At 62.8% G+C, this 16,843-nt stretch carries 16 protein-coding genes and 2 tRNA genes; 13 read left to right on the forward strand and 5 right to left on the reverse strand.

The genetic code is table 11. The features are described from left to right. The first annotated feature begins 22 nt into the window (after positions 1–22). From G7026_RS14425 to G7026_RS14455, 7 genes are all read left to right on the forward strand, one after another. Positions 23–652: a phosphoribosylanthranilate isomerase gene (locus G7026_RS14425; RefSeq protein ID WP_181071614.1), complete on the forward strand. Its 630-nt coding sequence runs from the start codon at positions 23–25 to the stop codon at positions 650–652. A 179-nt stretch (positions 653–831) separates the two neighbouring features. Continuing rightward, positions 832–1,725, forward strand: a complete 894-nt coding sequence (gene accD / locus G7026_RS14430; RefSeq protein ID WP_181071615.1) for an acetyl-CoA carboxylase, carboxyltransferase subunit beta — start codon at positions 832–834, stop codon at positions 1,723–1,725. Beyond that, complete coding sequence (folC, locus tag G7026_RS14435; protein WP_181071616.1) at positions 1,722–3,002, forward strand: bifunctional tetrahydrofolate synthase/dihydrofolate synthase; 1,281 nt, start codon at positions 1,722–1,724, stop codon at positions 3,000–3,002. Before accD ends, folC begins: the two co-directional genes overlap by 4 nt. 5 nt (positions 3,003–3,007) lie before the next feature. Beyond that, positions 3,008–3,652, forward strand: coding sequence for an SPOR domain-containing protein (locus G7026_RS14440; protein WP_181071617.1), 645 nt, complete (start codon positions 3,008–3,010; stop codon positions 3,650–3,652). 96 nt (positions 3,653–3,748) lie between these two features. Then, positions 3,749–4,261 (forward strand): CvpA family protein, encoded by a 513-nt coding sequence (locus tag G7026_RS14445; RefSeq protein ID WP_181071618.1) that lies wholly within the window; start codon positions 3,749–3,751, stop codon positions 4,259–4,261. Between the two features lie 74 nt (positions 4,262–4,335). After that, a complete protein-coding gene (gene purF / locus G7026_RS14450; RefSeq protein ID WP_181071619.1) occupies positions 4,336–5,841 on the forward strand; it encodes an amidophosphoribosyltransferase in 1,506 nt (501 codons plus the stop codon). A gap of 45 nt (positions 5,842–5,886) precedes the next feature. Next, positions 5,887–7,098 (forward strand): O-succinylhomoserine sulfhydrylase, encoded by a 1,212-nt coding sequence (locus tag G7026_RS14455; protein ID WP_181071620.1) that lies wholly within the window; start codon positions 5,887–5,889, stop codon positions 7,096–7,098. A gap of 47 nt (positions 7,099–7,145) precedes the next feature. Here the strand turns inward: G7026_RS14455 and gspD are convergent, their stop codons facing one another. Together gspD and G7026_RS14465 are read right to left on the reverse strand one after the other, a co-directional pair. Next, the gene (gspD, locus tag G7026_RS14460; protein WP_181071621.1) at positions 7,146–9,086 is read right to left on the reverse strand and encodes a type II secretion system secretin GspD; all 1,941 of its coding nucleotides are present in this window, start codon (positions 9,084–9,086) and stop codon (positions 7,146–7,148) included. A gap of 3 nt (positions 9,087–9,089) precedes the next feature. Continuing rightward, positions 9,090–9,725: a type II secretion system protein N gene (locus tag G7026_RS14465; RefSeq protein WP_181071622.1), complete on the reverse strand. Its 636-nt coding sequence runs from the start codon at positions 9,723–9,725 to the stop codon at positions 9,090–9,092. A 292-nt stretch (positions 9,726–10,017) separates the two neighbouring features. Here G7026_RS14465 and G7026_RS14470 point away from each other — a divergent pair. Both G7026_RS14470 and G7026_RS14475 read left to right on the forward strand, forming a co-directional pair. Then, positions 10,018–10,093 (forward strand) — tRNA-Val (locus G7026_RS14470). 35 nt (positions 10,094–10,128) lie between these two features. Next, a tRNA-Asp gene (locus tag G7026_RS14475) sits at positions 10,129–10,205 on the forward strand. A 185-nt stretch (positions 10,206–10,390) separates the two neighbouring features. Here G7026_RS14475 and G7026_RS14480 read toward each other — a convergent pair. After that, positions 10,391–11,068, reverse strand: a complete 678-nt coding sequence (locus tag G7026_RS14480; RefSeq protein WP_181071623.1) for a TetR/AcrR family transcriptional regulator — start codon at positions 11,066–11,068, stop codon at positions 10,391–10,393. A 71-nt stretch (positions 11,069–11,139) separates the two neighbouring features. Next, positions 11,140–12,123 carry a 2-hydroxyacid dehydrogenase gene (locus G7026_RS14485; protein WP_181071624.1) on the reverse strand — a complete coding sequence of 328 codons (984 nt, stop codon included), beginning with the start codon at positions 12,121–12,123 and terminating at the stop codon, positions 11,140–11,142. Positions 12,124–12,343: 220 nt separating this feature from the next. Between G7026_RS14485 and G7026_RS14490 the strand changes: the two genes are divergently transcribed. Then, positions 12,344–13,201 (forward strand): SDR family oxidoreductase, encoded by an 858-nt coding sequence (locus G7026_RS14490; protein WP_181071625.1) that lies wholly within the window; start codon positions 12,344–12,346, stop codon positions 13,199–13,201. 34 nt (positions 13,202–13,235) lie between these two features. Here the strand turns inward: G7026_RS14490 and G7026_RS14495 are convergent, their stop codons facing one another. Continuing rightward, the gene (locus G7026_RS14495) at positions 13,236–13,952 is read right to left on the reverse strand and encodes a hypothetical protein (RefSeq protein WP_181071797.1); all 717 of its coding nucleotides are present in this window, start codon (positions 13,950–13,952) and stop codon (positions 13,236–13,238) included. 218 nt (positions 13,953–14,170) lie between these two features. On the opposite strand from G7026_RS14495, the gene G7026_RS14500 reads away from it, so the two are divergent. From G7026_RS14500 to G7026_RS14510, 3 genes are read left to right on the forward strand one after another with little or no spacing between them, the layout of a single operon-like run. Continuing rightward, positions 14,171–15,610, forward strand: a complete 1,440-nt coding sequence (locus tag G7026_RS14500; RefSeq protein WP_181071626.1) for a cytochrome ubiquinol oxidase subunit I — start codon at positions 14,171–14,173, stop codon at positions 15,608–15,610. A gap of 1 nt (position 15,611) precedes the next feature. Further along, positions 15,612–16,619, forward strand: a complete 1,008-nt coding sequence (gene cydB / locus G7026_RS14505) for a cytochrome d ubiquinol oxidase subunit II (RefSeq protein WP_181071627.1) — start codon at positions 15,612–15,614, stop codon at positions 16,617–16,619. Positions 16,620–16,649: 30 nt separating this feature from the next. Then, positions 16,650–16,802: a DUF2474 domain-containing protein gene (locus G7026_RS14510; RefSeq protein WP_181071798.1), complete on the forward strand. Its 153-nt coding sequence runs from the start codon at positions 16,650–16,652 to the stop codon at positions 16,800–16,802. Positions 16,803–16,843 lie beyond the last annotated feature (41 nt).

The raw sequence follows: 16,843 nt of genomic DNA on the forward strand, positions 1-16,843 counted from the left end.
TTGGTGCTCAGGTATCGGTTAATTGTCCATCGTTCGAAGCAAAATCTGCGGGATCACCCGTGTCGAAGATGCGCTGGCGGCTGCCGACGCCGGTGCGGACGCCATTGGGCTGGTTTTCTATTCGAAGAGCCCGCGAGCCGTCGATATCCACCAGGCACGGCGGATAATCGCCGCGCTTCCTCCGTTCGTCACCACCGTCGGGCTGTTCGTCAACGCTAGCCGCTGCGAGCTCGCGGAAATCCTCGAGGCGGTGCCGCTCGATGTGCTCCAGTTTCACGGAGACGAGGCGCCGCAGGCCTGTTCTGGCTTCCATCGCCCCTGGTACAAGGCTCTGCGAGTCGGTGCTGGGGAGGATCTGTCCGCGCAAATCGCCCGATACAGCGGTGCAAGCGCCATTCTGCTCGACACGTTCGTGGCCGGGGTACCTGGCGGAACGGGTCAGGTCTTCGACTGGTCGAGCATTCCTTCAGACATGGGCAAGCCATTGATTCTGGCCGGTGGACTGACGGTGGCGAACGTAACCGACGCGATCCGCCAGGTTCGGCCTTATGCCGTCGATGTGAGTGGCGGCGTCGAAGCCTCCAAGGGCATCAAAGATGCCGAACTGGTCAGGGAATTTGTCCGGCGCGTACGCCAGGCATGTGACGACTGAGATACGGCGACCGTCCAGTACGGGTCGTCGGGATGGACCGACAGTTTTTTAGGCATCGCCAGACGGTGCCGTTGATGCGCTGCAGCATGAGCGCGCGAGCGGAGGGCGAGGCCCGCCGCGACGAGAATCCGCTCTCGGGCCTAGAGGTCTCGAGTAGAACGCATTTGGAGAATCAAAGCATGAGCAACTGGCTGGTAGATAAGCTGATCCCCTCGATCATGCGCTCCGAGGCGCAGAAGAGCTCCGTGCCCGAAGGGCTCTGGCACAAGTGTCCGTCCTGCGAGGCGGTGCTATACCGGCCGGAGCTGGAGAAGACGCTGGATGTCTGTCCCAAATGCCAGCATCACATGCGTATCGATGCACGCACGCGTCTGGACATCTTTCTCGATGCCGAGGGGCGCGAGGAACTCGGTGCGGATCTGGAACCGGTAGACCGGCTCAAGTTTCGCGACAGCAAGAAATACAAGGATCGCTTGGCCGGCGCGCAGAAGCAGACCGGGGAGAAGGACGCGTTGATAGCGATGCGCGGCACGCTTACCGGCATGCCGGTCGTGGCCTGTGCATTCGAGTTCTCCTTCATGGGAGGCTCGATGGGTGCGATCGTTGGGGAGCGCTTCGTGCGTGCCGCCAATGCCGCGCTGGAACAACGTTGCCCGCTGGTGTGTTTCGCCGCTTCTGGCGGTGCCCGCATGCAGGAGGCGCTGATTTCCCTGATGCAGATGGCCAAGACGTCCGCTGTCCTGGCGCGCATGCGCGAGGAGGGGCTACCGTTCATTTCCGTTTTGACCGATCCGGTGTACGGCGGCGTTTCCGCGAGCCTGGCGATGCTCGGCGACGTAATCGTTGCTGAGCCTAAAGCACTGATCGGTTTCGCCGGTCCGCGGGTGATCGAACAGACGGTTCGTGAAAAGCTGCCTGAAGGTTTCCAGCGCAGCGAGTTCCTGCTGCAGCACGGCGCCATCGACATGATCATCCCGCGCACCGAATTGCGCCCACGCCTGTCCCGCCTGCTGGCACAGCTGCAGCAACTGCCGAGTCCGGCCGCCCCTGCGCAGGTCACGGCCAGCGCATGACCGCGAGGAGCCTCGGCCAATGGCTTGGCTACCTCGAACAGCTGCATCCCTCGGCTATCGACATGGGGCTGGACCGTGTCCGTACGGTGGCCGAGGCGCTGGGCCTGACGAGGCCGGCGCCCCTGGTAGTCACGGTTACGGGCACCAACGGTAAGGGCTCGACCTGTGCGTTCATCGCCTCGTTGCTTAGCGCGCATGGTTTGAAGGTCGGGGTTTATAGTTCGCCGCATCTGCGCCGCTATAACGAGCGCGTGCAGGTGAATGGGGTCGAGGCCGAGGACGCCGCGCTCTGCGAGGCCTTCACCGCGGTCGAGGCGGCCCGTGGCCCGGTTTCCCTGACCTATTTCGAAATGGGCACCCTTGCGGCGTTCTGGCTGTTCGAGCGCGCCGGGCTTGACGCTGCCGTGCTCGAGGTCGGGCTGGGTGGGCGGCTCGATGCGGTCAACCTGATCGACGCCGATGTCGCAGTGGTCACCAATATCGGCCTGGACCATGCCGAGTGGCTCGGCGACAGCCGCGACAGCGTTGCGGTGGAAAAGGCGGGAATTTTCCGTGCTGGTCGGCCTGCTCTATGTGGTGATTCGAATCCTCCTCAGACGCTTATCGACGCCGCGCTCGAGTGTCAGGCTTCGCTTTTGCGGCGTGGGGTCGACTTCGACCTACGGAAAGACGCTTCGGGTTGGTCGTGGCGCGGTAGATCGTCTGATGGGGGCTCGCTTGCCCTCGATCATTTGCCCCCACTGACACTTCCTGTCGAAAATGCCGCGCTGGCGTTGCAGGCTTTCTTGCTGCTGGGGCTGGAGTGGCGGGCCGAGCGTATCGGGCCGGCACTGGCCTCGACTCGCGTCAGCGGGCGATTCGAGCGCAGACGGGTGTCATGGAAGGGCCGCGCGCTGAATCTTGTTCTTGATGTGGGCCACAATCCCCACGCCGCTTCCTACCTGGCGGGACGGCTCGCGCAGGAGTCGATCACCGGTCGACGTCTGGCCGTGTTCGGGCTGCTCTGCGACAAGGACCTTGTTGGCGTCGTCGATGCGCTGCTACCCTCGGTCGATGCTTGGGCCGTGGCGCCGCTTGATTCGCCAAGGTCACGGCCGGCCGCAGAACTGCATGCAGAGCTGCTTCAGCGGGGCGCCGAAGTCGACTCATATCCAAGCGTCGCGGCGGCACTGGAGGCCCAGTGCGAGCGAGCCGAAGCGACAGACGAGATACTGCTGTTCGGATCTTTTTATTGCGTCGCCGAAGCGCTTGACTGGCTCGAGCGGCACGCGGAATAGGAGGCATGGCTGTGCTAGACAAGGGGCTCAAGCAACGCATCATAGGCGCTCTGGTGCTGTTGGCATTGGCGGTAATATTCGTTCCGATGCTGTTCAATCGCGAGGAAAGCGGCAGGCAGGTCGCCGTCGAGGCTCCGCCGATGCCAGAAACGCCCAGCGCGCCGACGATCGAGATGCAGCCCACGCCGGTCCCCGAGCCCGAGCCTGTTCCGGAAAACTACGAGATCATCGAAGAGGGCGCATCAGAGACGGCGCCGGTCATCGCCGAGACGCCAATCGCGCCAACCGTCCAGGCACCCGAGCCACCGGCTGCTGTAGCACCTGCGCCTGCACCATCCCCGGCTCCGGCCACGCCCGCGGCCGAACCCGCCAAGCCTGCGCCAGCCGAGCCGCGTCTGGATGCCAATTCGCTGCCGGTGAGTTGGTCGATCCAGCTGGCGAGTCTGTCCAACCGTGAAAACGCCGAAGCCTTACAGAAGAAGTTGCGTTCGCAAGGTTACAACGCCTACGTCCGTTCCGCCGACGGCCTCAACCGTGTATTCGTAGGCCCGCTGGTTGAACGCAACGAGGCGACACGTCTGCGCGACCAGTTGCACAGCCAGCAGAAGCTCGATGGTTTCGTGGTGCGCTTCCAGCCGGAAAACGGCTGATCCCGATACTCTTCATCCGGGGGTGTGCAACGCGCGCTTACCGGCAGGGCGGCGCTCTGCTAAAATGCGCCGCCTTCCTTCTTTGCAGAACTTGACGTGACTTTCACCTGGGTCGATTGGGCCGCTATCGCCGTTATCGCCGTCTCCAGCCTGATCAGTCTGAGACGCGGCTTCGTCAAGGAAGCGTTGTCGCTGCTCACCTGGATCATCGCCGGGGTCATCGCCTGGATGTTTGGCGGTGCGCTGTCCCACTATCTGGCCGATTACATCAGCACGCCGTCTGCGCGGGTCATCGCGGCCTGCATACTTTTGTTCGTGGCGACGCTGCTGGTAGGCGCGCTGGTCAATTTCCTTATCGGCGAACTGATTCGTGTCACCGGCCTTTCCGGCACCGATCGCTTCCTCGGCATGGTCTTCGGCGCAGCACGGGGCGGCTTGCTGGTAGTGGTGGCGGTGGGGTTATTGAGCCTGGCGCCGGTCCAGGAAGATATCTGGTGGCGTGAGTCGGTCTTGCTGCCGCATTTTCTGCTGGTCGCCGACTGGTCGAAGAATTTCATTCTCGGCTTCAGTGGTCAGTGGGGTTCCGGGGCGCCAAGCGTCTCGGGTTGATTGAGAGATCAAACAGGTGAGGCGCCTCGCGCAGCACTCGGATCTGCCAGTAACATTTCAAGAGGTTGTCCTGCATGTGTGGCATCGTCGGCATCGTCGGTAAGTCGAACGTCAACCAGGCGCTTTATGATGCGCTTACCGTACTGCAACACCGCGGGCAGGATGCGGCCGGTATCGTCACCAGTCATGACGGCCGGTTGTACCTGCGCAAGGACAACGGTCTGGTCCGTGATGTCTTCCAGCAGCGGCATATGCAGCGGCTGGTCGGCAACATGGGCATCGGTCATATCCGCTATCCCACTGCCGGCAGTTCCAGCTCCGCCGAGGCGCAGCCGTTCTACGTGAACTCGCCGTACGGCATCACCCTGGCGCACAACGGCAACCTGACCAACGTGGCTCAGCTGAACAAGGAAATCTACGAGTCCGATCTGCGTCATGTGAACACCAGCTCCGATTCTGAGGTGCTGCTCAACGTATTCGCCCATGAGCTGGCCGTGCGTGGAAAACTGCAGCCAACCGAGGAAGACGTGTTCGCTGCCGTCACCAAGGTGCATGAGCGTTGCCGTGGCGGCTATGCGGTGGTAGCGATGATCACCGGTTACGGCATCGTCGGTTTCCGCGATCCCAACGCGATCCGTCCGATCGTCTTCGGTCAGCGTCATACCGACCAGGGCGTGGAGTACATGATCGCCTCCGAGAGCGTCTCGCTGGACGTGCTGGGTTTTACCTTGATCCGTGATCTGGCTCCGGGCGAAGCGGTCTACATCACGACCGACGGCAAGCTCTTCACCCGCCAGTGCGCCGCCGATCCCAAGTACGCGCCATGCATCTTCGAGCACGTCTACCTCGCGCGTCCCGACTCGCTGATGGACGGCATCTCGGTTTACAAGGCGCGCCTGCGGATGGGCGAGAAGCTCGCCGACAAGATCCTGCGCGAGCGCCCGGACCACGACATCGATGTGATCATCCCGATTCCCGACACCAGCCGTACCGCAGCGCTGGAGTTGGCCAACCGGCTCGGGGTGAAGTTTCGCGAAGGTTTCGTCAAGAACCGCTACATCGGCCGGACCTTCATCATGCCGGGGCAGGCAGCGCGCAAGAAGTCGGTGCGCCAGAAGCTCAACGCCATCGACCTCGAGTTCCGCGGCAAGAATGTGATGCTGGTGGATGACTCCATCGTGCGCGGCACGACCTGCAAGCAGATCATCCAGATGGCACGCGAGGCTGGCGCCAAGAGCGTCTACTTCTGTTCGGCGGCGCCAGCGGTGCGTTACCCGAATGTCTACGGCATCGACATGCCCAGCCCGCACGAGCTGATCGCCCATAACCGCACCACGGAAGAGGTGGCCGACCTGATAGGCGCCGACTGGTTGGTGTATCAGGATCTGCCGGATCTGATCGAGGCGGTCGGGGGCGGCAAGGTGAAGATCGACAATTTCGATTGTGCGGTATTCGACGGCAAGTACGTCACCGGCGATGTGGATGCGGCATATCTCAACAGCATCGAGCAGGCCCGTAACGACGCGAGCAAGAGCAAGGCGCAGGTAGTGAACGCGATCATCGACCTTTACAACGATTGAGCTCGACCTGCCGGTGGCAGGTGGGCACCGCAAGGTGTAACGATTATGACGATTGAATGGGATGCCGGACGGCTCGACAGCGACCTCGAGGGAGTAGGCCAGGATACCCTGGCGGTGCGCGCCGGCCAGCGCCGCTCGCCCGAAGGCGAGCATGGCGAAGCGTTGTTCTTCACCTCCAGCTATGTGTTCCGTACGGCGGCCGATGCCGCCGCCACCTTTGCCGGTGAGATGCCAGGCAATGTCTATTCGCGTTACACCAATCCGACCGTGCGGGCGTTCGAAGAGCGCATCGCTGCGATGGAAGGCGCGGAGCAGGCGGTTGCCACGGCGTCCGGGATGTCCGCCATCCTGGCGATGGTGATGAGCTTGTGCTCGGCCGGCGACCACGTGCTGGTGTCGCGCAGTGTGTTCGGTGCGACCGTTTCGTTGTTCGAAAAGTACCTCAAGCGCTTTGGCCTTCAGGTCGACTACGTACCCCTGACCGATTTTTCGGCCTGGCAGTCGGCCTTCCGCGAGAACACCCGGCTGGTGTTCGTCGAGTCGCCTTCCAATCCGCTTGCCGAGCTGGTCGACATCGCGGCGCTGGCCGAGCTCTGTCATGCCAAGGGCGCGATGCTCGCGGTCGACAACTGTTTCTGCACGCCGATCCTGCAACAGCCGCTGGCGCTGGGTGCAGATATCGTCATCCACTCGGCGACGAAGTACATCGACGGCCAGGGTCGCTGCCTCGGCGGTGTGGTTGCCGGGCGTAGCGAGCAGATGAAGGAAGTGGTCGGTTTTCTCAGGACGGCGGGCCCGACCCTTAGTCCCTTCAACGCCTGGGTATTTCTCAAGGGGCTCGAAACCCTGCGCCTGCGCATGCAGGCCCACTGCGCCAGCGCCCAGCAACTGGCCGAATGGCTGGAGCAGCAGCCGGGCGTGGACAAGGTCCATTATGCAGGCTTGCAAAGCCATCCCCAGCACGAACTGGCCCGGCGACAGCAGAAAGCTTATGGCGCAGTGGTGAGCTTCGAAGTGAAGGGGGGCAAGGAGGGCGCCTGGCGGTTCATCGATGCGACGCGGCTGATCTCGATCACTGCCAACCTGGGTGACAGCAAGACCACCATTACCCATCCGGCATCGACTACCCATGGTCGTCTCTCTGCGGAAGAGCGGGCAAAGGCGGGGATCCGCGACAGCCTCGTACGGGTGGCGGTCGGCCTGGAAGATCTTGAAGATCTCAAGGCGGACCTCAGCCGAGGGCTTGCAGCCCTCTGATACGAAAAAAGCCCGGAGCATGCTCCGGGCTTTTTTGTTGCGCCTGCTTAGGGCTGCTGGCGCAAGTCGATCGCCGGTGCCGGTTCGCCTTGCCCATCGAATAGCTGCTCGGGGTATGCCGGCAGGATGGTCGGGCTATCCGACGCGGTCTCGATGACGCGGATGTCGCTGTATTTCTTCCCGGACAGAGCGGCAATGCCGGCACCGTCGCGTATCACCGTAGGGCGCAGGAAAACCATCAGGTTACGCTTGGTATGGGTTTCCTGTGTCGAGCGGAACAGCCCGCCCAGCAACGGAATGTCGCCGAGCAGCGGTACTTTCGAAGCCGTGCGGGTGACGTCGTCCTGGATAAGTCCGCCCAATACGATGACCTGGCCGTCCTGGGCGAGGATGGTGCTTTTGATCGAGCGCTTGTTGGTGATCAGGTCGACGGCCTGGGCGGTCAGGGAAGCCGACGGAGCGATCGAGGAGATTTCCTGCTCGATCTTCAGGCGCAGGGTGGCGCCTTCGTTGATATGTGGCGTTACCTTCAGGGTGACGCCCACGTCCTGACGCTCGATGGTGGTGAACGGGTTGCTCGCCCCGGTTCCGTCGGTGGTATAGGAGCCGGTCTGGAAGGGGACGTTCTGGCCCACGAGAATTTCCGCCTCCTGGTTGTCCAGGGTCAGCAGGCTTGGCGTGGAGAGCAGGTTGCTCTTGCTGTTGGATGAAATAGCGGTGATCAGCGCGCCGAAGCTGCTAGTGCCCAACCCAATGATGGCGCCATCAGGCAGGTTGGCTGGAATTTCATTGTCGTTGATCGCGTTCAGAACGCTGCCGATGGACAGGCCTGTGTTGCCGAAGCTGACGCCCCCGGCACCGCCAGTGCTGCCACGTGCATCGACCGCCCATTGCACCCCGAGCGCGTCGGTGATGTCCCCCGAGACTTCGACGATGGCCGCCTCGACCATCACCTGGGCGCGCGGCACGTCGAGCTGACGGACGATGCTCTCCAGTGTGCCCACCAGCTCCGGGTCGGCCAGCAGAACCAGCGCGTTGAGGCTCTCGTCGGCGCGGATCAGGATGTTCTGAGTGCGCGTGGTGGTGCCTTCGCCCTCAGGCGCCGCCAGCCCTTCGGAGATGTCGCCCAGCGTCTCGGCGAGCGCCTTGGCGTCGTTGTGGCGCAAGCGGATCACGCGGGTGTTGGCCGAGCGGGTGGAGGGAGTGTCGAGGTTCTGAGCCAGGCTGGAGAGCTTGGCGCGGGCGTCGGCGGGTCCCATGAAGATCAGCCGGTTGGTGCGCGAGTCGGCGATGATCTGGGTTCCGGTGGCGGCCTTGGCTTCGCCACGCAGCATGGTGTTTCTCAGCACTTCGGCGATGTCCACGGCCCAGCCGTTCTTTAGCGGCAGCACGGTGTAATCGTTGCTCTCGGCACGGTCGAGCTGGCGGACCAGATCCTGAATGCGAGCGATGTTGGCGCTGCGGTCGCTGATGATCAGTGCATTGGCCGAAGTCACCGCTGCGAGATGGCCATATTGCGGGACCAGTGGGCGGATCAGCGGAATCAGCTCGCCCGCCGAGCTGTGCTGGACCTGGATCACGCGTGTCTCGAGCTGATCGCCGCCGGTGGGGCCTCCGCCGGCTTCGGCCTTGGCTTCGGCATTCGGCACGATGCGAGTGACGTCGCCCTGGGTCAGCACGCTGAAACCATGGGTCGCCATTACCGACAGGAACAGCTGATAGACCTCGTCGGTGGATAGCGTGGCGCTGGAAACGACGCTGACCTGCCCCTTCACCCGCGGGTCGACGATGAAGGTCTGCCCGGTGAGCTGGCTGACCTGATCGACGAACGCGCGGACATCAGCATCCTTTAGGTTGATCGTCCAGCCGTCACCTTGTTGTGTGGCGGTGGGCTCAATACCTTGTTCCTGGGCACCCAGTGGAAAAGACGCAGAGGCGGCAAGGCCGACGGCGATCAGGGCAATGAGCGGGCGAGTGAAGAGCGGCATCGTTCAGTTGTTTTCCATGGTCTGTTCGTCGGGAGGGCTGTCGGGCTGGTTCATGGTGTCTTCCATCTGCTGACGCAGGGCCTCCATTTGCTGCTGAAGGAGCACTGCATCGGGCTCTTGGGCGCCGCCGAACTGCTCGCCACCATATTCGGGCTCGGGGGTGGGCTCGGGCACATAAGTGGAGGTACGCACACGGGGGAAGGTCAGCGACTCCAGCTGACCGTCGCGCAACACCTCGACACGATCAGGATAGACCTGCTGCAGGCGGATGCCGGACGCCAGTTCACTACCGGCCTGGAACAGCTGTGGAGGGCTGCCCTCACGCTGGATGATGGCCGTGGAGCGCTGCGGGTCGCGGTGGACGAAGCTGCCGAGCAAGGTCAGCCCGAGCTGGCCGCTGGAAGCAGAGCTTGTCGCGACGGCGGGGGGGGCTCCGAACAGCGCTTCCATGCGACGCATGTCCGGTTCGTTGGCCACCATTGAGGCCTGATCCGGCTGACCGGTGACCGGGGTGCGCTGCAGCTGGATCCAGTCGTTGATCTGCCAGGCAAGATAAAGCGCGAACACGGCAATCAGTGCTGCAGCGGCAACCAGCGGGATACGGTGACGGTACTTTTTCAGGATACCTGGAGCAGGCAAACGGGACACTCCGTGGTGCTTGTTGTTATGTCCGTGACGGCTTTCACGATCATATCAGCATAAAACTGTGACACCGCAACCCGCAGGGAATTGGCAAGTTGCGGCCAGGCGGGTTCTTCCAAGGGCAAAATCGGCCGCGGCGGACAGGTGACCGCCTGCAAGTGAATAAGTTGCCAGCGAGGCCGCAGCGATAGAGATTTTCCGGCGAACGGCGAGCTCATCAAAAAAACTTCATAGTTCTTATTGACTTGCCGTAGGCGCATCAGTAAATTGCGCGCCTCGCAAGGCGATCGGCTGATTAGCTCAGCTGGGAGAGCACCTGCATCACACGCAGGGGGTCGGCGGTTCGATCCCGTCATCAGCCACCAACCCTTGTGAATTCGGACGAAAGTCCGGCCGACGCGCAGCGGTAGTTCAGTCGGTTAGAATACCGGCCTGTCACGCCGGGGGTCGCGGGTTCGAGTCCCGTCCGCTGCGCCATATATCTCATCCTTTCGAGTGAATGGATGAACAAGAAAAGCTGCCTCGAGCAGCTTTTTTTGTGCCTGTCGAAAAGGCCCTCCCGGACCTTTGGCTTGGCGTGCTACGGCTCGCGCGTTGCGGGAGGCTGCAGCCCGGATGCAGCTGTGCTCGCGCTGAGCGACCGTGCCTTTGCAGTGGTTTGGCTACCGGCTGTTCGCGGCCTCGATCGCTTCGAGGTAGGCCTGCAGGGCGCGTGGCATTTCGCCGGTCAGGATCGGCTCGCGCAGCGCTTCGTCATTTTCCAGCAGCATCTCTTTGATCATCCCGAACGGCAGGCTGAACAGCGTCACGGCGTAGGCCTGTCGGGCCAGCTGGCTGGCGCTGGGCAGGCGCACGGTGATCACGCGTTGTATCAGCCCGAGCATCCGTGCCTTCAGTTCCCGGTCATCAGTGTCCGGGGTGGCGTGCACCAGGTGCAGAAAATCCGGATGACCGACGAAATAGTCCAGAAACGGACGTAGTAGATGGCGGATCACGTCTGCCGAACTGAAGCCGATCCACTGGGCATCGGAAATGGGCTCGATGCGTTCGAAGATCGCGCGAATCACCTCCAGATGGCGATCGCCCAGGGCCTTGAGCACGCTCTGCTTATCGGGAAAGAAGTGGTAGAGCGAGCCGATGGACGTGTGGGCTTCGCGGGCGATGCCGTGCATGGTCAGCGCAGCTTCGCCCTGTTTGCGCAGCAGCCGGCCACAGGCATCGAGGATGATATCTATGCGTTGCTGGCCGCGGGCCTGTCGGGGAGGGCGTGCGGCACGGGCGGTGACGGCCAGCGCTGCATCGTGCACGGCGCCGTCCGGTGTGTTGGGGTGAGCATCCATGGGGTGCCATCCTAGCAAACTGCGCCTGGCTTCACGCGATGCGGCCATCGCTGGCGATGCAGGCGTACCGGCTAGACCCGATTGCTCGGGTTTCCGGCTTCCCAGGCGGCCACGTTGCTCAGGGTGGTCGAGGCGATGGCGGCCAGCGCTTCCTGCGTGAGAAAGGCCTGGTGCGCAGTGACGATGACATTGGGAAACGTCAGTAGGCGTGCCAGTACATCGTCCTGCAGAGGGCGCGCGGAATGGTCTTCGAAAAACAGCCCTGCCTCTTCCTCGTAGACGTCCAGCGCCAGATGGCCGAGCTGACCGCTCTTGAGCGCCTCGATCAGTGCCGGCGTGTCGATCAGGGCGCCGCGCCCGGTGTTGATCAGCATCGCTCCGGGTTTCATCTCCGCCAGGCTGGTGCGGTTGATCAGGTGATGGGTGTCGGGTGTGAGCGGGCAGTGAAGGCTGATGATGTCGTTCTCGGCGAGCAGTCGGTCGAGCCCGCAGAGTTCCACGCCGAGCGACTGCAGTTCCGCGCTGGGTTGTGGGTCATGGACCTGAACCTGACAGCCGAAGCCGAGCATGATGCGGGCAAAGGCGCTGCCGATCTGTCCGCCGCCGACCACGCCGACATGTTTGCCGTACACATCGAAACCGGTCAGTCCGTGCAGCGAGAAATCGCCATCACGGGTACGGTTGTAGGCCCGCGGCAGCCGACGGTTTAGGGCCAGCATCAGCGCGACCGTATGCTCGGCGACCGCATGGGGCGAATAGGCAGGCACCCGTACTACGGGCAGCCCCAGGCGGTGGGCTGCGACCAGATCGACGTGGTTGTAGCCGGCCGAGCGCAGGGCGATCAGCCGGGTTCCGCCCAAGTGCAGACGTTCGAGTACCGGAGCGCTGAGGTCGTCGTTGACGAAGGCGCAGACGACCTCGGCGCTTTCGGCCAGCGCGGCGGTGTCGGCGTTCAGGCGCGGCTCGAGAAAATGCAGGTCGTAACCTTGCTGCTGGTTGGCCAAGACGAAGCTGGCCCGGTCGTAGGGCTTGCTGCTGAACAGGGTGATGCGCATAGGGGCTCCTGGTGGAGTTGGATGCCGGGCCGTAGCAGTTTAGTCGTCGATCGCCGGAGCAGGCGCTCGACGCCGCTCGGCGGGAGGCCCGGCTGGCTGACGGCCGGCCTGAACCGCAGAGAAAACTGTCCGGTCGGACATTGGGAGGCCCGGCGTAGCGCCGCTACGCATGGGAACGATATAGGGGCCATTTGTCGCCCGATGATCCCAGGAGGACACCATGACCGATTACCCACGCCCACCTTTTCCCGAACAACCCCAGGCCGTCCCCGGCTCGCAACAAAAGATGAACCCGACGCCCGATTGTGGCGAGCAGAGCTACAAGGGCAGTGGCCGCCTGGCCGGCAAGGTTGCGCTTATCACCGGGGGTGACAGTGGCATCGGTCGCGCCGTGGCCATTGCCTATGCACGTGAAGGCGCCGACGTCGCGATCGGTTATCTGGATGAGCACGAGGACGCCAAGGAGACCGCCCGCTGGGTGGAGGAGGCCGGGCGCAAGGTGTTGTTGCTGCCGGGTGATATCGCCCAGCGTCAGGTTTGTCTCGATCTGGTCGCCAAGACGGTCGAGGCTTTCGGACGGATCGACATCCTTGTAAACAACGCCGCCTTCCAGATGAGCCACCCCACGTTCGAGGAAATTACCGACGAGGAGTGGGTCCGCACCTTCGATACCAACATCACCGCTATGTTCAGAATCTGCCAGGCGGCGCTGCCGCATATGCGTTCGGGTAGCGCGATCATCAACACGTCGTCGGTCAACTCCGACATGCCCAAGCCGACCCTGCTGCCTTATGCGACGACCAAGGGCGCAATCGCCAATTTCTCCGCGGGGCTTGCGCAGCTGCTGGGCGAGAAGGGAATTCGGGTCAACAGCGTCGCGCCGGGGCCGATCTGGACGCCGCTGATTCCGTCGACCATGCCGCCGGAAGAAGTCTCCGAGTTCGGTGGCAGCGTCCCGCTGGGGCGTCCTGGGCAACCGGTGGAGCTGGCGCCGGTGTACGTGATGCTGGCCTCGGACGAAGCCAGTTACGTCAGCGGCGCCCGCGTTGCTGTCACGGGCGGCAAGCCGATCCTTTGAACGCGGCAAGGTACCCGGCTGGTTGCCGGGTGCCTCAGACCACCAGTAGCACGATCGCGTAAGCGGCAGCGCCACCGACAAAGGCGCCGACGTGGCTGTTGTTTTCTTCCGGCAACTCTTCCTTCAGCACGTTCAGGATGATGCCTCCGGCGACGAACGCGGCCAACGCGGCAACCGCAAGCTCCGAAACTTCAGTGGCGGTGCCGAGAGCCCAGCCGACCAGTACCGAGGCTGCCAGCGCCCAGCGACCGCGACGCCGGTAAAGCTCGTTGTGGGCGCTCTGCAGGGCAAAATCGTTGACCAGAAGGTGAAGCCCCATGGCGATGGTGAACCACACGAGTTCCAGGGCCGCGGGAGATTCCCGATGCACGAGGATGTAGCCGATCAGTGCGTTGTAGCCGGCAAAGGAGGCGATGTGCAGCCAGAACACGCCCCCATGGGATTCAGTCTGGTCGGGAAGTCGGTTGCGGTGCTTCTGGATCATGCACTCCAGTCCGTAGAAGCACATCAATCCGGCCAACGCCAGCAGATAGGCGTGGTGCTCCAGGTAGTCGAGCAGGTCGAACTGGGCGTTGCTCATCACATCCTGGCCGGCAGCCAGCAGAGGAAGCAGGTGGATGAAGACGTAGGCGACCGATACGCCGCCGGCAGCCGAAAGCCAGCGCCTGCGTGCGAGGTCGTCGAGGACCTGCAACTGACCGGTGAGGAAATGGACCGCCGCCAGCACCAGGGCGGCCAGCAGCGAAAGGATCATGGATAAGACGCGTTCCGTTGGCAGCAAGGCTCCACAGGTCCGACTGCCCCCCATTGGGGTTCGTTCAGCCCATGTGTGGCGGGACTGTGACACTAAGCCCCAGGGCCTGCTGAGTGTTTGCGCTTCTAACGGTGCACCCTTTCTGTTTTCCTGTTGTCCCTAATTGCAGCGTGACTGCATGCCTTGCGTAGCGGTTATAAGAAGAGGAAGTGTCCATGTTCGGTTTGGAGGCATTAGACCTCGCGCGAATACAATTCGCGTTCACCATCTCGTTCCACATCATCTTTCCTGCCATCACCATTGGTCTTGCCAGCTACCTCGCCGTGCTCGAAGGTCTATGGCTGAAGACCAAGCAGGAGGTTTATCGCGATCTCTACCATTACTGGTTGAAGATCTTCGCGGTTAACTTCGGGATGGGCGTGGTCTCCGGCATCGTCATGGCGTATCAGTTCGGGACGAACTGGAGCGGCTTTTCGGAATTCGCCGGCAGCGTGACCGGGCCGCTGCTGGCCTACGAGGTGCTCACCGCCTTCTTCCTCGAAGCGGGCTTTCTCGGCGTGATGCTGTTCGGCTGGAACCGGGTCGGCCCAGGGCTCCACTTCTTTTCCACCGTGATGGTGGCGGTCGGCACGCTGATCTCGACGTTCTGGATCCTGTCTTCGAACAGCTGGATGCACACCCCGCAAGGTTACGAAATCGTCAACGACGTGGTGATTCCGGTCGACTGGTTCGCCATCGTCTTCAACCCCTCGTTCCCCTACCGGCTGCTGCACATGGCGACCGCGGCCTATCTGGCGACCGCGTTCTTCGTTGGCGCCGCTGCGGCCTGGCACCTGTTGCGAGGGCGCAACACGCCGCCGGTGCGCAAGATGCTGTCGATGGCGATGTGGATGGCCCTGATCGTCGCACCGATCCAGGCGGTCATCGGCGACTTTCATGGCCTGAACACCCTTGAGCATCAGCCGGCGAAGATCGCTGCGATGGAAGGCCACTGGGAAAACACGCCGGGCGAAGCGACGCCGCTCATCCTGTTTGGCTGGCCGGACATGGAGCGGGAGGAAACTCGCTTCAAGGTCGAGATTCCCTACCTGGGCAGCCTGATCCTCCAGCACAGCCTCACCGAGCCGGTGCCGGCACTCAAGGAGTTCGCACCCGAGGACAGGCCTAATTCCACCATCGTCTTCTGGACCTTCCGCACCATGGTGGCGATGGGGCTGCTGATGATCCTTTGCGGCCTATGGAGTCTGGTGCTGCGGCTCAAGGGCAAGCTGTTCACCTCGCGTCCGTTCCTGACCATGGCCATGTGGATGGGGCCGTCGGGGATCATCGCGATCCTGGCGGGCTGGTTCACCACCGAGATCGGCCGCCAGCCATGGGTCATCTATAACGTCATGCGCACCGCCGACGCGGTGACGCCCCATAGCGCGACCCAGTTGAGCGTGACGCTGGCGATGTTCGTGGTCATCTATTTCGCCGTGTTCGGCGTGGGCTTCGCCTATGTCATGCGCCTGGTCCGCAAGGGGCCTGTGGTTCACGAAGGCAAGGAAAAGGGCGCAGGCGGGCCGGGCGAGAAACGCACGCCGATGCGGCCGCTTTCCGCGGCCGACGAGGACATGCACGAAAACAAAGGCGACGAACTGGGCGAGAGGAACTGACATGGGCGTTGATCTTTCCTTAATCTGGGCCGTCATCATCATCTTCGGCCTGATGATGTACGTCGTCATGGATGGCTTCGATCTGGGCATCGGCATTCTTTTCCCGTTCGTACAGGAAGAGGGCAAGCGCGATGTGATGATGAACACCGCCGCCCCCATCTGGGACGGCAACGAGACCTGGCTGGTGCTCGGCGGGGCGGGGCTGTTCGCCGCCTTTCCGCTGGCCTATTCGGTGGTGCTGCCAGCGCTCTACCTGCCGATCATCTTCATGCTCATGGGGTTGATCTTCCGGGGTGTGGCCTTCGAGCTGCGCTTCAAGGCTACCCAGCTCAAGCGGCACATCTGGGACAAGTCCTTCATTGGCGGCTCGCTCTGCGCGACGTTCTTCCAGGGCGTGGCGCTGGGGGCGTTCATCAGCGGCATGCCGGTCGAGGATCGGCGTTTCGCCGGTGGCGCGCTGGACTGGCTCACCCCGTTCTCGCTGTTCTGCGGCGTGGCGCTGATCGTCGCCTACGCCTTGCTCGGCTGTACCTGGCTGATCATGAAGACCGACGGCGAGCTGCAGGAGCGCATGCGCAAGCTGGGCAAGCCGCTGGTACTGCTGGTGCTGCTGATGATCGGCATCGTCAGCATCTGGACGCCGCTGACGCATCCGGACATCGCCGACCGCTGGTTCACCACGCCCAATCTGTTCCTGTTCATGCCGGTGCCAGTCCTGGTGCTGCTGTGCACATTCTTCCTGCTGCGCTCGATTCGCAGCGAGGCGCATTACACGCCGTTCCTGCTGACGCTGGGTCTGATCTTCCTCGGCTACAGCGGTCTTGGCATCAGCCTCTGGCCGAACATCATTCCGCCATCGGTGACGATCTGGGAGGCTGCTGCGCCGCCCGAAAGTCAGGGTTTCGCCTTGGTGGGTGCGCTGCTGATCATCCCAATCATCCTGGTATACACCGCTTGGAGCTACTACGTGTTCCGCGGCAAGGTAACGGCCGATGACGGTTATCACTGACCGCCAGACCAAGGAGGTCTCGCCGTGGACATGAAGCCCGACGACAAGGGTTCGCAGGAGCAGAAGCCGTTGTGGCAGCGCATGGCCTGGCTGGTGGGGCTTTGGGGCGCCAGCGTGCTGGCCCTCGGTGCGGTGGCGTATGTCATCCGTCTGTTCATGTCTGCTGCGGGTCTGACGAGCTAACCGGCTCAGTATTGCTTCCAGTCCTGCCGCATCTGGGCGGG

It is taken from the genome of Stutzerimonas azotifigens (genome assembly GCF_013522725.1).
Classification (GTDB): domain Bacteria; phylum Pseudomonadota; class Gammaproteobacteria; order Pseudomonadales; family Pseudomonadaceae; genus Stutzerimonas; species Stutzerimonas azotifigens_A.

What these genes read in the sequence shown, in the direction of transcription:
- accD (WP_181071615.1), top strand. Translation starts at nt 832, where the DNA reads ATGAGCAACTGGCTGGTAGATAAGCTGATCCCCTCGATCATGCGCTCC.
- folC (WP_181071616.1), top strand. Translation starts at nt 1,722, where the DNA reads ATGACCGCGAGGAGCCTCGGCCAATGGCTTGGCTACCTCGAACAGCTG.
- G7026_RS14440 (WP_181071617.1), top strand. Translation starts at nt 3,008, where the DNA reads ATGGCTGTGCTAGACAAGGGGCTCAAGCAACGCATCATAGGCGCTCTG.
- purF (WP_181071619.1), top strand. Translation starts at nt 4,336, where the DNA reads ATGTGTGGCATCGTCGGCATCGTCGGTAAGTCGAACGTCAACCAGGCG.
- G7026_RS14455 (WP_181071620.1), top strand. Translation starts at nt 5,887, where the DNA reads ATGACGATTGAATGGGATGCCGGACGGCTCGACAGCGACCTCGAGGGA.
- gspD (WP_181071621.1), bottom strand. Translation starts at nt 9,086, where the DNA reads ATGCCGCTCTTCACTCGCCCGCTCATTGCCCTGATCGCCGTCGGCCTT.
- G7026_RS14480 (WP_181071623.1), bottom strand. Translation starts at nt 11,068, where the DNA reads ATGGATGCTCACCCCAACACACCGGACGGCGCCGTGCACGATGCAGCG.
- G7026_RS14485 (WP_181071624.1), bottom strand. Translation starts at nt 12,123, where the DNA reads ATGCGCATCACCCTGTTCAGCAGCAAGCCCTACGACCGGGCCAGCTTC.
- G7026_RS14490 (WP_181071625.1), top strand. Translation starts at nt 12,344, where the DNA reads ATGACCGATTACCCACGCCCACCTTTTCCCGAACAACCCCAGGCCGTC.
- G7026_RS14500 (WP_181071626.1), top strand. Translation starts at nt 14,171, where the DNA reads ATGTTCGGTTTGGAGGCATTAGACCTCGCGCGAATACAATTCGCGTTC.
- cydB (WP_181071627.1), top strand. Translation starts at nt 15,612, where the DNA reads ATGGGCGTTGATCTTTCCTTAATCTGGGCCGTCATCATCATCTTCGGC.
- G7026_RS14510 (WP_181071798.1), top strand. Translation starts at nt 16,650, where the DNA reads ATGAAGCCCGACGACAAGGGTTCGCAGGAGCAGAAGCCGTTGTGGCAG.